This window comes from Actinoplanes sp. NPDC051411, from assembly GCF_040682075.1.
GTDB lineage: Bacteria > Actinomycetota > Actinomycetes > Mycobacteriales > Micromonosporaceae > Actinoplanes.
Window position 1 is genome coordinate 93,876 of record NZ_JBFBAD010000019.1, and the last position, 13,147, is coordinate 107,022.

The following is a 13,147-nucleotide window of genomic DNA, read 5'->3' on the forward strand; positions in this document are numbered from 1 at the left end:
GACGATGGCGGCCGACCGGGTGAGGTGGCCTCACCCGGTCGGGGCGATTCAGGCGCTCAGACGGCAGCGTGCACGGCGTCGCGGGAGCTGTCGGCGATCCCCGGCAGCTCCTGTGGTGTCACCTCGGCCGGTTCGTGGTCCACCCCGGCGGCTTGCTCGGCCGCCCGTGCCGCCCGGCCCAGCGCCCGCCGTTCGTCGCCGGGGACAGCCGCGCGCAGCCGGGGAAGCTCGTAGCGCCGCTCGTCGTGCCCGTGCCCGACGACGAGACGGCGCAGCGCGTCGATCCGGGTCTCGGGGCGCCCGGCCGCGTCGGCGCGGACCGCGTCCTCGAGCGCCTCATTGAGCTCGCCTTCCTCGTCGAGCAGGTGCTCGGCGAGATGCCCGTCCGGGTCCAGGTGTCCCATCAGCGGATGAGCCAGCTCGGCCGCGATGACCTCGTGTGCGGTGATCAGCCGGGCGAGGCGGCCGAACGTGGCGTGCGCGGCCTCCGGTCGGGTCCGCGTCGTCGGGACGGCGTGCCGGAACAGTTCGGCCATCCGGTCGTGCTGCTCGCCGAGTAACTCCACCAGGTCGGCCGGGCGACCGCGACGCCCCCGTCGCGGGCGCCGGTCGTCCATCGGGAGTGGGTCCGCGAAGCCGGCACCGATCATCATCCGCGGCTCGCCACCTTCGTGCCGGCGCAGCAGGTCACCCGCCGTGCGCAACCGGGTGAGCGCCATCTGCAGATGCAGCTCCCACAGGGCGCGCAGGCGGCGGTCGGTCTCGAGGTGCAGAAAGGCGTGGTAGAGATAGCAGGCGGTCGCCTCGTGCAGCACCATGGCGGCCCAGCCACCGGCCTCGGCCGGCGACGTGCGCCGTACACGTGCCGCGAGGGCCACCGCGGGTGGGTCCGGTTCGCTGCGTTCGAGCCAGCCGAGCAGCCGGGAGCGGGCCTCCCGGTCGTCGGCGGTGCGCTGCCGTGGGCTCCGGCCGGTCGGTAGCAGCCCGGCGAGCCGCTCGCCCCGGCGGCCCGCGGCCTCGCCGAGCGCGCCGGCACCGCGGCGAGCGTCGACGTCGTCGACGCCGGCGAGCATTCGTCGATACCGCCGGGCGCCGTCGATCTCCACCGCGGCCGCCGTGGTCACGCGGCATCTGAGGTACGGGTCGGCCGGCCACCCGCCGGTGAGCGGATCGTCCTGTTCGCGCCAGTGCCCGTCGTGCCGGTCGGCCGGGATTCCGTGATGTTGCAGCGGGTCGAACACAACAGCACCTCCATGGTGGCGGCCGGCATTCGGATCGGGTCGCGCTGTGACGGTCGGCTGCGTCCGGGCGGTCCGGGCTCACCCACGGCGGGTGGTTTTGGGCGCGGTCACAACAGGCGTAGGTCACGCGCGACGCGGACAGCCTGGGTACGCCGCGCCGCGCCGAGCTTGCGGTAAATGTTCTTGACGTGGGTCTTCACCGTGTTGACCGAGATGTAGAGCAGCGCGGCGATCTCCACGTGCGAGAGCGTGCCCTGCAGGTACCGCAGCACGGTCATTTCGCGGCTGGTCAGGGGCTCGACCGTCGGCCCGTCGACGGCCGGCCCGGGCGGTCGGGCAAGGCCCGGCCCCGCGGGCGCCTCCGGCGGAGCGGCCAGCGCGGCGACCACCGGCGCGTAACTGGCCATGGTCGGCGCCACCGCTTCGAGCAGCGACCGCAGCCGGTGCCCGGCCGCGGTGAACGCGCGCCGGTGATCCTGCTCGTCGGCCACGGTGAGTGCCACCTCCAGCCCGCGTACCACGGCCGGCCGGTCGCCCACCGCCTCGGCCGCCAGGGCGACCGTCACCCCGGCGGCGCACCGGCAGGTGAGCGAGGTGTCCGGCCCGTCCGCCAGGTAGGGCGCCACGACCCGGCCGGCGGCGGCCGGACGCCCGAGCGCGAGCAGCACCTGCCCCTCGACGACGGCGGCCTCGCCCGGCCAGGGGTCATCCCCGGCCCAGCTCGCCAGCCGCTTGTGCGCCGCGGCGGTGTCGCCGCAGGCCAGCCTCAGCTCGGCGTCCGCGAGCCCGAGCGCCCGCCGGGTCGGCGCCGGCACGTCACCGGCCGCGGACTCGTGCTGGGCCGCCCGCAACGTCTCGTACGCCTGGGCCAGCCGGCCGGTCGCCACCCGTACGCGGGTTTCCAGCACCGCGGCGGCGAGCCGGACCGCTCGATCACCACCGGACCCGGCCTGCGCCGCCTCGACGCACCGCCAGGCCTCGTCGAAGCGGTCCCACTGCAGGTAGGCCTCGGCCAGCGCCAGCCGGCTCCAGCTCAAGTCGACCGATTCGGCGAGCCCGATCCGGCAACCCTGTTCGAGCGATCCGGTGCCGACGCGGACGGCGTCGTAGAGCCGGCCCATCGTCGCGTGCCGGACCGCGATCTGTCCCGCCGCGCTGATCGCGACATGGTCGAGACCGTGCTGCCGGGCCAGGGTCCATGCCTCACCGAGGTGCCGCTGCGCCTCGGTCAACCGGCCGTGCTGCAGTTCGTCCGCGCCGAGGCAGAGCAGAGCGTGCGGCCGCAGCAGAGGTTCGCCGGCCGCGGCGTTGGCTGTGGCACCGACCCCGCCGTGCGAACCTTCGACCCGCGCCGCGGTCAGCCGCACGGCGGTCGCCACCGTATCGTCGCCGGCCAGGCTGACCAGCTGGCGTGCCGCGGTCGTGTCGCCCGCGTCGAGGCGTTCGGCGGCCAGCGCCAGCGCCAGGCGCGGGTGCGGGGGAAGGTCCGGTGGGGTGATGATCGGCCGGACGCCGAGCCGCCGCCGCCCGGCGGTGATGTCGGCCCAGTGCCGGTCGAGAACCTCGACCGCGGTCGCCCACTGGCGGGCCGCGAGCAGGTGCCGCAGCGCCTCCACCGGTGGGCCGTGCATCAGGTACCAACCGGCCGCACGGCGGTGTGCCCGCAGCAGCCGGTCGTCGTCCCGGCTGAGCTCCTGGTAGAGCACCCGGGCGAGCATCGGATGCAGCCGGTACCAGTCGCCCGGCCCCGGACAGCCGCGCAGGAAGATGCCTTGCCGGTGCAGTTCGACGAGCAGTGCCTCGCCGTCGGCCCGGCCGGTGAGCGCGTTGACCAGGCCGGCCGTGAGCCGCTCGGCCACCGACATCGCGGCGAGCAGATCACGCCGCGGTGGATCCAGGGTGGCCAGCACCTCGGCGCGCAGATAGTCACCGACGAACTCGGCTGCCTCGGCGGCCGGGACCGCCGGCGCCGGATCGACCTGACGACGCAGGGCCACGGCGGTCAGTCCGAGACCGGTCGGCCAGCCCTCGGCCAGGGCCCGCAGATCAGCCACGCCGGCCCGGGACATCGCCGGGATGTCACCGAGCAGTTCGGCGGCCTCGTCCACGGAGAATGCCAGATCGTCCTCCGTCAGTTCGAGGAGCTGCCCGTCCATCCTCCATCGGTGCAGATCGAGGGCGGGCGTACCGCGGCAGGCCAGCACCAGCCGGGTCAGGGCGCCGCCGGAGCCGGTCATGTGGGCCAGCACGGCGAGGGCGTCGGGCGGGGCGGCGTCGTTGCAGTCGTCCAGCACGATCGCGATCGGCGAGCGAAGCCGTTCGAGCGTTGCGGCCAGCCCGTCCGGGCCGTCCGGCGGACGGTCGACGGGTTGCGCGTCGACGGGCAGCGCGGAGGAGACCGCAGCCGACACCCGGGCCCAGATCCCCGCCGCGCTGCCGGCGGCCACTGGGACGACCTGACCCCGGCGGTGCCGCGCCCACGACGCCAACAGCGTGGACTTGCCCCAGCCGGCCGCCGCCGAGACCACGGTGAGCGCGGTCCCCGCGGAGTCCAGGCGGGCGAGCAGGCGAGGGCGGGACACCAGACGGTCCACCCTGGGCCGGCCCGGTGCCGGGGAGTCTTCGACGATCGTCATCGGACCGCCTATCCCGGAGTCCACTGCCGACCGGCCGATCACATCAAACACCGTGCGGCCGTGTCGATTGGCAGGTCTGCCGATGCCCGGCCTATTTAGGTAGATCTGCCAATCGACGCCTCCGGAGCCGGCTGATCGGATGGGACGGAGAACGCAGACGCCGTCCCGCCACGTTGGAGGAGACCGCCATGCCCAAGGCAGTCGGTATCGATCTGGGTACCACGAATTCGGTGATCGCCACGGTGGAGGGCGGTCAACCTACGGTGATCCCGAACGCGGAGGGTTCCCGCACCACGCCGTCGGTGGTGGCCTTCACCGAGCAGGGCGAGCGGCTGGTCGGCCTGCTCGCCCGCCGCCAGGCCATCCTGAACCCGAAGGGCACCATCTATTCGGCCAAGCGGTTCATCGGCCGTCGCTACGACGAGGTGGCGAACGAGATCAACACGGTCACGTTCGACGTCGTCCCCGGGCCGGACGGATCGGTGCGGTTCGACGTGCGGGGCAAGCAGTACGCCCCCGAGGAGGTGTCCGCGCTCGTCCTGCGCAAGCTGGTCGACGACGCCTCGAAGTTCCTCGGCGAGAAGGTCACCGAGGCGGTGATCACGGTGCCGGCGTACTTCAACGACGCGCAGCGTCAGGCCACCAAGGACGCCGGCCGGATCGCCGGCCTCGAGGTGCTGCGGATCATCAACGAGCCCACGGCGGCGGCGCTCGCGTACGGGCTGGACAAGCGCGGCCACGAGACCGTGCTGGTCTTCGACCTGGGCGGCGGCACGTTCGACGTCAGCCTGCTCGACGTCGGCGACGGTGTGGTGGAGGTCCGCTCCACGGCCGGCGACACCCACCTGGGCGGCGACGACTTCGACCGCCGAGTGGTGGATCACCTGGCCGACGAGTTCCAGCACGCCGAGGGCATCGATCTGCGCCGCGACCCGCAGGCCCTGCAGCGGCTGTTCGAGGCGGCCGAGCGCGCCAAGGTGGAACTGTCGTCGGTTACCCAGACCACCGTGAACCTGCCGTTCATCACCGCCGACCAGAACGGTCCCAAGCACCTCACCACGGCGCTCACCCGCTCGACCTTCGAGCAGCTCACCCAGGATCTCGTGGAACGCTGTCTGGGTCCGGTGGAGCGGGCCATGTCCGACGCGAAGGTGACCGCCAACGACATCGACGAGGTCATCCTGGTCGGCGGCTCGACCCGGATCCCGGCCGTGCAGGCACTCGTCCGGCGGCTGACCGGCGGCAAGGACCCGAACATGACCGTCAATCCCGACGAAGTGGTCGCGGTCGGTGCCGCGTTGCAGGCGGCGATCATCAAGGGCGAGCTGAAGGACGTCGTGCTGCTCGACGTCACCCCGCTGTCGCTCGGGCTGGAGACCATGGGCGGGGTCAACACCAGGATCATCGAGCGGAACACGACGATCCCGGCGCGGCGCACCGAGACGTTCAGCACGGCGGCCGACAACCAGCCCGCGGTGGACATCGTGATTCTGCAGGGTGAGCGGGAGAAAGCCGCCGACAACCGGGTGCTCGGCCGGTTCCGTCTGGAGAACATCCGCCCGGCGCCGCGCGGCGAACCGCAGATCGAGGTCACCTTCGACGTGGACGCCAACGGCATCGTCAACGTCTCCGCCAAGGACAAGGACACCGGCGCACAGCAGAACATCACCATCAGCGAGAGCTCGAACCTGGACCAGGCGGATATCGATCGAATGGTCAAGGACGCCGAGCAGCACCGGGCCGAGGACGCCCGGACCCGCGAGCTGATCGACGCCCGCAATGCCTTGGACTCCGCCGCTTACCGGGTGGAGCGCCGGCTCGGCGACCTCGGCGACTCGCTGCCGGTGAACGAGAAGGGCCGCGCCGAGATGCTGGTCAACGACGCCCGGCAGGCCCTGCAGGAGGACGCGCCGCTGGACCGGCTGCGCGCACTCACCGGCGAACTGCAGCAGGTTTACCAGAGCTTGGCTGCCGCCGGCGCGGGCTCCGGATCCGGTGCCGATGCCGACGGCAGCGGCGGCGCGGGCTCCGGCGGCGGCAGCCAGGAGGACGACGTGATCGACGCCGAGTTCACCACCGGGTGAGGCGACCATGAGCGATCAACCGGATGAGACATCAGCGGCGCCGGCCGAGGACGACGAGCCGGCCCGGCTACGGGCGGCATTGGCGCAGATGGAGGAGCGGTGGCGGCGGGCCGTGGCCGACTTCGACAACCTGCGCAAGCGCACCGCCGGTGAGGCCGCCCGCCAGCGGAAGGCGGAACGGGCCGAGGTAGCGGCCCGCTGGTTGCCGGTCCTGGACGGTCTCGACCAGGCGCTCGAGCATGCCGCCGCCGACCCGGCCTCGATCGTGTCGGGCGTGCATGCGGTCCGGGCCCAGGCCCTCGACATCCTCGGCGAACTCGGCTTTCCGCGCCGGGCCGACATGAACGCACCGTTCGACCCGAGCCGGCACGAGGCCGTCGCGATCCTCGACGACCCGGAGGCGCCGCCCGGTACGGTGGTCCGAGTCGTGCGTCCCGGCTACGGCAACGACGAACGGTCGCTGCGGCCCGCTTCGGTGGTCGTGGCCAAGGCGCCCTGATGGCGTCCCGCGACTTCTACGCCACGCTCGGCGTGCCTCGTGGTGCGAGTCCGGAGGAGATCCAGCGGGCCTATCGCAAGCTTGCCCGCACCTATCATCCCGACGTCAACAAGGACCCCGGGGCCGAGGAGCGTTTCAAGGACGTCGCCGAGGCGTACGCCGTGCTCGCCGACGCCGAGCAGCGGCGCCGCTACGACGCCTTCGGCGAGGACTTCCGTCGTGTGCCGCCCGACATGGATCCGGAGACCTGGTCGCGGATCAACGCGGCCGGGCGCTCGGGCGAGGGCCGCGGCCGAGGCGAAGGGCGTCGCCGCGGCACCGCGTCCGGCACCCGGTTCCGCACCGCGGGAAGCCCGGACATCGACCTGGAGAGCCTGTTCGGCAACCTGTTCGGCGGCGCGGGTGGTGGCTGGGCCGGGCCGGCCCCCGGCGCCGATCAGGAAGCCGAGCTCGACCTGAGCGTCGAGGAGGCGTACACCGGCGGGCGCCGAACCGTCACGCTCGCCTCGCCCGACGGGCCACGCACGCTCACCGTGACCATCCCGCCCGGGGTGACCGACGGCCAGCGCATCCGGCTGGCCGGCCAGGGTGGCTCCGGCGCCGCCGGAGCCACCGCCGGCGACCTGTACCTGGTGGTCCGCCTGATCCCGCACCCGCGTTACCGGGTCTCCGGCCGGGACATCACTGCCGAACTGCCACTTTCCCCGTGGGAGGCCGCACTGGGCACGTCGGTGGCCATCGACACGCCTGGCGGCGAGGCCAAGGTGCGCGTCCCGCGCGGCACGTCCAGCGGCCGGCGGCTGCGGCTACGGGGCCGGGGGCTGCCCAACCCGCGCGGCCGTCCCGGTGACCTCTACGCCGAAGCCAGCATCAAGGTGCCGGCCCGGCTCTCCGCCGACGAGCGGCGCCTGTTCGAGCAACTCGCGACCACGTCGACCTTCGATCCGAGGAGCCAGTGATGAGCTACGCCCTGATACACCGGCCCGCCGGTCGGCTCGACCTCGCCACCTTCTGCCGGATCACGGGCACGCACCCCGACCTGGTGCGCCGGTTCGTGGCCCTCGGCCTGCTGAACCCGGAGCGGGACGCCGACGATGCCCTGTGGTTCGGCCGTGAGCAGATGCGGGCTCTGGGCCGGATCCGTCGCCTGCGCACCGGTTTCGGCCTCAACTACGCCGCACTCGACCTCGTGATGAACCTGCTCGACCGGATCGCCGAGCTGGAACGGACCAACCGCAGCGAAGGACGGCCATGGACCTGAGCCGATTGACGCAGAAGTCGCAGGAGGCCCTGCACGATGCCCAGTCACGAGCGGTGCGGCTCGGGCACACCGAGGTGGACACCGAACATCTGCTGCTGGCCCTGCTCGAGCAGCCGGAAGGCCTGGTGCCCCGGCTGCTGACCGCCGCCGACACCGATCCGGATGCGCTACGGGCCCAGGTCGAGGCCGAACTGTCCCGCCGGCCCCGGGTCACCGGGCCCGGGGCCGCGCCCGGACAGATCTATGTCACCCAGCGGCTGTCCCGGCTGCTGGACGCCGCCGAGCGCGAAGCGAAACGGCTCAGAGACGAGTACGTCTCCGTCGAGCACCTGGTCATCGCGATGCTCACCGAAGGCCGCGACGGTGCGGCCGGCCGGCTGCTCGCCGGCGCCGGGCTGACCCGGGACTCGTTCCTCGAGGCGCTCACGCGGATCCGCGGGAACCAGCGCGTCACCTCGGCCATGCCGGAGGTCGCCTACGAAGCCCTCGGCAAGTACGGCCGTGACCTGGTGGCCGATGCCGCGGCCGGGCGGCTCGACCCGGTTATCGGCCGCGACACCGAGATCCGCCGGGTGATCCAGATTCTGTCCCGCAAGTCGAAGAACAATCCGGTGCTGATCGGCGACCCGGGCGTCGGCAAGACCGCCATCGTCGAGGGCCTGGCGCAGCGGATCACCAACGGCGACGTACCGGAGGGCCTGCGCGGCAAGTCGGTGTTCTCGCTGGACATGGGCTCACTGGTCGCCGGCGCGAAGTACCGCGGCGAGTTCGAGGAGCGACTCAAGGCGGTGCTCGCCGAGGTGACCGCCGCCGAGGGCCGGATTCTGCTGTTCATCGACGAGCTGCACACCGTGGTGGGCGCGGGCGCGGCCGAGGGCGCCGTGGACGCGGGCAACATGCTCAAACCGATGCTGGCCCGCGGCGAGCTGCACATGATCGGCGCGACCACGCTGGACGAGTACCGCAAGCACATCGAGAAGGACGCCGCCCTGGAGCGCCGCTTTCAGCAGGTGCTCGTCAACGAACCGTCCGAGGAGGACACCGTCTCGATCCTGCGCGGCCTGCGCGAGCGGCTCGAGGTCTTCCACGGCGTCAAGATCCAGGACGGGGCGCTGGTCGCCGCCGTCGTGCTCAGCCACCGGTACATCGCCGACCGGTTCCTGCCCGACAAGGCCATCGACCTGGTCGACGAGGCGTGCGCGATGCTGCGCACCGAGATCGACTCGATGCCGGCCGAACTGGACGAGCTGGTCCGCCGGCAGACCCGGCTGGAGATCGAGGAGGCCGCGCTGGGCGCGGAGGAGGACCCCGCGTCGAAGGCGCGTCTCGACCAGCTGCGCAAGGAGCTGGCCGACCTGCGGGCCGAGGTGGACGCGCTGCGGGCACAGTGGGACGCCGAGCGGCAGGCCCTGCGCCGGGCGCAGGACCTGCGGCGCGAGATCGAACAGGTACGCCTGGAGGCCGAGCAGGCCGAGCGGGACTACGACCTGAACCGGGCCGCCGAGCTGCGCCACGGCCGGCTGCCCGACCTGGAGCGCCGGCTGTCGGCCGAGGAGGAGCGGCTGGCCGCCAAGCAGGGCGGCCGGCGCCTGCTGCGCGAGGTGGTCACCGACGCCGAGATCGCCGCGATCGTGTCCCGGTGGACCGGCATCCCGGTCAGCCGGCTCACCGAGGGCGAACGGGAGAAGCTTCTGCACCTCGACGAGATCCTGCACGAGCGGGTGATCGGCCACGACGAGGCGGTCCAGCTGGTCACCGACGCCATCATCCGGGCCCGCTCCGGGATCAAGAACCCGCGCCGGCCGATCGGGTCGTTCATCTTTCTGGGCCCGACCGGGGTCGGCAAGACCGAACTGGCCCGGGCGCTCGCCGCGGCGCTGTTCGACGCCGAGGACAACATGGTCCGCATCGACATGAGCGAGTACCAGGAGCGGCACACGGTGAGCCGCCTGGTCGGCGCCCCGCCCGGCTACGTCGGATACGAGGAGGGCGGTCAGCTCACCGAGGCGGTCCGGCGCCGGCCGTACGCGGTGGTGCTCTTCGACGAGATCGAGAAGGCCCACACCGACGTGTTCAACACGCTGTTGCAGGTGCTCGACGACGGCCGGCTCACCGACGCCCAGGGCCGCACGGTCGACTTCCGCAACACCGTGCTGATCATGACCTCGAACATCGGCTCGGCGTACCTGCTGGAGGGGATCACCGAGTCCGGCGAGATCAAGCCCGAGGGCCGCGAGCTGGTGATGGCCGAACTGCGCCGGCAGTTCCGTCCCGAGTTCCTCAACCGGGTGGACGACATCGTGCTGTTCAAGCCGCTCACCCAGCCGGAGATCGAACGGATCGTCGATCTGATGTTCGGCGAGCTGCGTGAGCGGCTGACCGAACGGCGGATGACCCTCGAGCTCACCGAGGACGCCCGCCGGCACATCGCCCGGCAGGGCTTCGACCCGGTGTACGGCGCCCGGCCGCTGCGCCGCTTCATCGCTCGCGAGGTGGAGACCCGGATCGCCCGGGCGCTGCTCGCCGGCGACGTGAGCGACGGCTCCGTGGTGCGGGTCGAGCTGTCCGACGGGGAGCTCGCCGTGCGGTTCCGCGACCCGGTGGCGGCCTGACATGGCCACCGGCATCGTGACGTGTCTCGAGTGCGGACGGCGCAACCGCGTGCCGCCGTCCGCGGACGGCGTGCCGCGCTGCGGCAACTGCGGGCATCCGCTGCCGTGGATCACCGAGGCCGGCGACGACGACTTCGCTGACCGGGTGGAGCAGGCCGGCATCCCGGTCCTGGTCGATATGTGGGCCGACTGGTGCGTGCCGTGCCGGCAGGTGAGCCCGGCGCTCGAGCAGCTGGCCCGGGACCGGGCCGGCACACTGAAGCTGGTCAAGGTGGACGTGGACCGGTCACCGAAGACCGCCGAGCGGTTCTCCGTGCGGGCCGTTCCCACCCTCATGCTGGTACGCCAGGGCCGAGTGCTGAGCCGGCGGGCCGGCGCCGCCCCCGTGGCGGCACTGCGCGGATGGGTGGACGAGGAGCTGGGGTCCAGGCCGTGACCGCCGAGAAGCTGCGGGAGACGCCTGACGCCGGTGGCGCGTACCCCCGGTTGACCGACGAACAGATCGCCACCCTGGGCCGGTGTGGTGAACGGCGCCGCACCACAGCCGGCGAGGTGCTCTACCGCGAGGGGCAACGCGAACGGCCGCTGCACGTGGTGCTCGCCGGGCTGGTAACGACGGTCGAAGGACTGGGAACGGCCCGGGAGCGGACGGTACGCGTGCACGGCGAGCGTCGCTTCCTCGACGAGCTCGGCCTGCTCACCGGTCAGCCGTCCTTCGTTTCCGCGGTGGTCGCCGAACCGGGCGAGGTGCTCGTGGTGCCGGTGCCCGAGCTCCTCGACGCGGTCCGCGACGACCAGCAGCTCGGCGACCTGCTGCTGCGGTGCTTCCTGCGCCGGCGCGAACTGCTCCTCGATGCCGTCGAGGGCATCCGGATCATCGGATCCCGGTACAGCCCGGACGCCCGCCGGCTGCGCGAGCTGGCGGCCCGCAACCGGGTGCCGCACACCTGGGTGGACTGCGAGGACCACCCCGACGTCGAGGGGATGCTGCGCCGGCTGGGTGTACGGCCCGAGGAGACACCGGTGGTCATCTGGCGTGACCAGGTGCTGCGGAACCCGTCCAACCAGGACCTGGCCCGCCTCGCCGGACTGCGCCCGGGAGATCGGACGCGCACCTGCGACCTGGTCGTCGTCGGCGCCGGACCGGCCGGCCTGGCGAGCGCGGTCTACGGCGCCTCCGAGGGACTCCAGACCGTGGTGGTCGAGGCGACCGCCACCGGCGGGCAGGCCGGCACGTCCTCCCGGATCGAGAACTACCTCGGCTTTCCGGCCGGCATCTCGGGCGGGGAACTGGCCGACCGGGCGGTGGTGCAGGCCGAGCGGTTCGGTGCGGACTTCGTCCTGCCCGGCGAGGCGGTACGCCTGCGGCGCCACGGCCCGGACCACGTGGTAGAGCTCGACGACGGTACCGAGCTGCGCGGCCGGACCGTCGTGATCGCTACCGGCGCCCGCTACCGCAAGCTGGACCTGCCGCGGCTCACCGAGTTCGAGGGCACCAGCCTGTTCTACGCGGCCACCACGATGGAGACCGGATTCTGTACCCGGCGCCCGATCACCATCGTCGGCGGCGGCAACTCGGCCGGGCAGGCCACCGTATTCCTGTCCCGCTACGCCTCCGCTGTGCATCTGGTGATCAACCACGGCGATCTGCGCCGTGACATGTCGCGCTACCTCGTCGACCAGATCGAGCAACTGCCCAACGTGCGGGTGCTGCCCTACACCGAGATACGCGAGTTGGCCGGCCACGGCGGCCGGCTGGAGCAGGTCGTCGTGCAGAACGTACGCACGGGGGAGCGCAGCGAACTCGGTTGCGCGGCGCTGTTCGTGTTCATCGGGGCGACACCGTGCACGCGATGGTTGGCGGGCACCGTCGACCTCGACGAAGGAGGCTACGTGCGGACCGGTGCCCGGCCGGACGCCGGTGAATGGCGCGAACTGCTCGAGACCAGCCTCGACGGCGTCCTGGCGGTCGGCGACGTGCGCAGCGGCTCGATCAAGCGGGTCGCGTCCGCCGTCGGCGAGGGAGCGATGGCCGTCCGGCTGATCCACCAGTACCTGGCCCGGCGCGGGCGGCTGGTGGGTTCGCATCACTAGCAGACAGGAGCTGAGAAATGCCGTATCAGTCCGATCGAGATTGGTGGGTCCCGGCGCTGCACGGCGTCGCCGCGGTCCTCTTCGGTGTGCTGGCGCTCGCGTGGCCCCAGCTCACAGTACTCGCGCTGACCGTCCTGTTCGGCGCCTACGTCCTGGTCGACGGCGTCGTCGCGCTCTGCGGCGCGTTCGTCGCCCGGGGCCGCGCGGCCGGCGACCGGGTGTGGGTCGCATTGCGTGGCCTGGCCGGCATCGCGGCCGGCCTGGTGACGCTGCTGTGGCCGGCCATCACGACACTTGCGCTGCTGTACCTGATCGCGGCCTGGGCGGCCGTGGTCGGCGTAGTCGAGATCGTCGCCGCGATCCGGCGGCGCCGGCAACTGCGGCACGAGTGGCTGCTCGGGCTCAGCGGCCTGCTCGCGGTCGTGTTCGCCGTGCTGCTCGTGGTCTGGCCGGCGGCCGGGGCACTCGCTCTGGTGACTCTCATCGGGGCCTACGCGATCGTGTTCGGCGTGCTCGCCCTCGCGTTGGCCTTCCAGTTTCGCCGGCAGCACCGCGAGGTGGGGCGCATGAACGGGCGGGCGCGCCACACTTCGGCTACCGCCTGACCGCCGGTCACTGACGGGGGGGCCCCCCCAAGGGGGGCCCCCCCCGGCCCCGGGGGGGGTCGCCCGGGTCGTGTTTTTGGTTTTTAATGTGGTTAAGCCCCGGTGCCACCAACCC

Annotated in this window: 10 protein-coding genes; 8 read left to right on the forward strand and 2 right to left on the reverse strand. The window is 72.5% G+C overall.

Translation table 11 applies throughout. The features are described from left to right. Positions 1-56: 56 nt before the first annotated feature. The gene (locus tag AB0M88_RS13495; protein ID WP_364100257.1) at positions 57-1,241 is read right to left on the reverse strand and encodes a hypothetical protein; all 1,185 of its coding nucleotides are present in this window, start codon (positions 1,239-1,241) and stop codon (positions 57-59) included. A 107-nt stretch (positions 1,242-1,348) separates the two neighbouring features. Then, the gene (locus AB0M88_RS13500; protein WP_364100260.1) at positions 1,349-3,877 is read right to left on the reverse strand and encodes a LuxR C-terminal-related transcriptional regulator; all 2,529 of its coding nucleotides are present in this window, start codon (positions 3,875-3,877) and stop codon (positions 1,349-1,351) included. 188 nt (positions 3,878-4,065) lie between these two features. On the opposite strand from AB0M88_RS13500, the gene dnaK reads away from it, so the two are divergent. From dnaK to AB0M88_RS13540, 8 genes are read left to right on the forward strand one after another with little or no spacing between them, the layout of a single operon-like run. Then, complete coding sequence (dnaK, locus tag AB0M88_RS13505) at positions 4,066-5,961, forward strand: molecular chaperone DnaK (protein ID WP_364100263.1); 1,896 nt, start codon at positions 4,066-4,068, stop codon at positions 5,959-5,961. 7 nt (positions 5,962-5,968) lie between these two features. Further along, positions 5,969-6,460, forward strand: a complete 492-nt coding sequence (locus tag AB0M88_RS13510; RefSeq protein WP_364100266.1) for a nucleotide exchange factor GrpE — start codon at positions 5,969-5,971, stop codon at positions 6,458-6,460. Next, positions 6,460-7,419, forward strand: coding sequence for a DnaJ C-terminal domain-containing protein (locus AB0M88_RS13515; RefSeq protein WP_364100269.1), 960 nt, complete (start codon positions 6,460-6,462; stop codon positions 7,417-7,419). The genes AB0M88_RS13510 and AB0M88_RS13515 overlap by 1 nt, the downstream gene beginning before the upstream one ends. Next, complete coding sequence (locus AB0M88_RS13520; RefSeq protein ID WP_364100272.1) at positions 7,419-7,721, forward strand: chaperone modulator CbpM; 303 nt, start codon at positions 7,419-7,421, stop codon at positions 7,719-7,721. The genes AB0M88_RS13515 and AB0M88_RS13520 overlap by 1 nt, the downstream gene beginning before the upstream one ends. Next, on the forward strand, positions 7,712-10,333 hold the full coding sequence (gene clpB / locus AB0M88_RS13525) for an ATP-dependent chaperone ClpB (RefSeq protein ID WP_364100275.1): 2,622 nt from the start codon (positions 7,712-7,714) through the stop codon (positions 10,331-10,333). The genes AB0M88_RS13520 and clpB overlap by 10 nt, the downstream gene beginning before the upstream one ends. Position 10,334: 1 nt before the next feature. Next, a complete protein-coding gene (gene trxA / locus AB0M88_RS13530) occupies positions 10,335-10,769 on the forward strand; it encodes a thioredoxin (protein ID WP_364100278.1) in 435 nt (144 codons plus the stop codon). After that, positions 10,766-12,427 carry an FAD-dependent oxidoreductase gene (locus tag AB0M88_RS13535; RefSeq protein ID WP_364100281.1) on the forward strand — a complete coding sequence of 554 codons (1,662 nt, stop codon included), beginning with the start codon at positions 10,766-10,768 and terminating at the stop codon, positions 12,425-12,427. Before trxA ends, AB0M88_RS13535 begins: the two co-directional genes overlap by 4 nt. A 17-nt stretch (positions 12,428-12,444) precedes the next feature. Then, a complete protein-coding gene (locus AB0M88_RS13540; RefSeq protein ID WP_364100284.1) occupies positions 12,445-13,032 on the forward strand; it encodes an HdeD family acid-resistance protein in 588 nt (195 codons plus the stop codon). The last annotated feature ends 115 nt before the right edge of the window (positions 13,033-13,147 follow it).

Coding starts and splice junctions, on each gene's coding strand:
- clpB (WP_364100275.1), top strand. CDS start 7,712: ATGGACCTGAGCCGATTGACGCAGAAGTCGCAGGAGGCCCTGCACGAT.
- AB0M88_RS13515 (WP_364100269.1), top strand. CDS start 6,460: ATGGCGTCCCGCGACTTCTACGCCACGCTCGGCGTGCCTCGTGGTGCG.
- trxA (WP_364100278.1), top strand. CDS start 10,335: ATGGCCACCGGCATCGTGACGTGTCTCGAGTGCGGACGGCGCAACCGC.
- AB0M88_RS13540 (WP_364100284.1), top strand. CDS start 12,445: ATGCCGTATCAGTCCGATCGAGATTGGTGGGTCCCGGCGCTGCACGGC.
- AB0M88_RS13520 (WP_364100272.1), top strand. CDS start 7,419: ATGAGCTACGCCCTGATACACCGGCCCGCCGGTCGGCTCGACCTCGCC.
- dnaK (WP_364100263.1), top strand. CDS start 4,066: ATGCCCAAGGCAGTCGGTATCGATCTGGGTACCACGAATTCGGTGATC.
- AB0M88_RS13510 (WP_364100266.1), top strand. CDS start 5,969: ATGAGCGATCAACCGGATGAGACATCAGCGGCGCCGGCCGAGGACGAC.
- AB0M88_RS13500 (WP_364100260.1), bottom strand. CDS start 3,877: ATGACGATCGTCGAAGACTCCCCGGCACCGGGCCGGCCCAGGGTGGAC.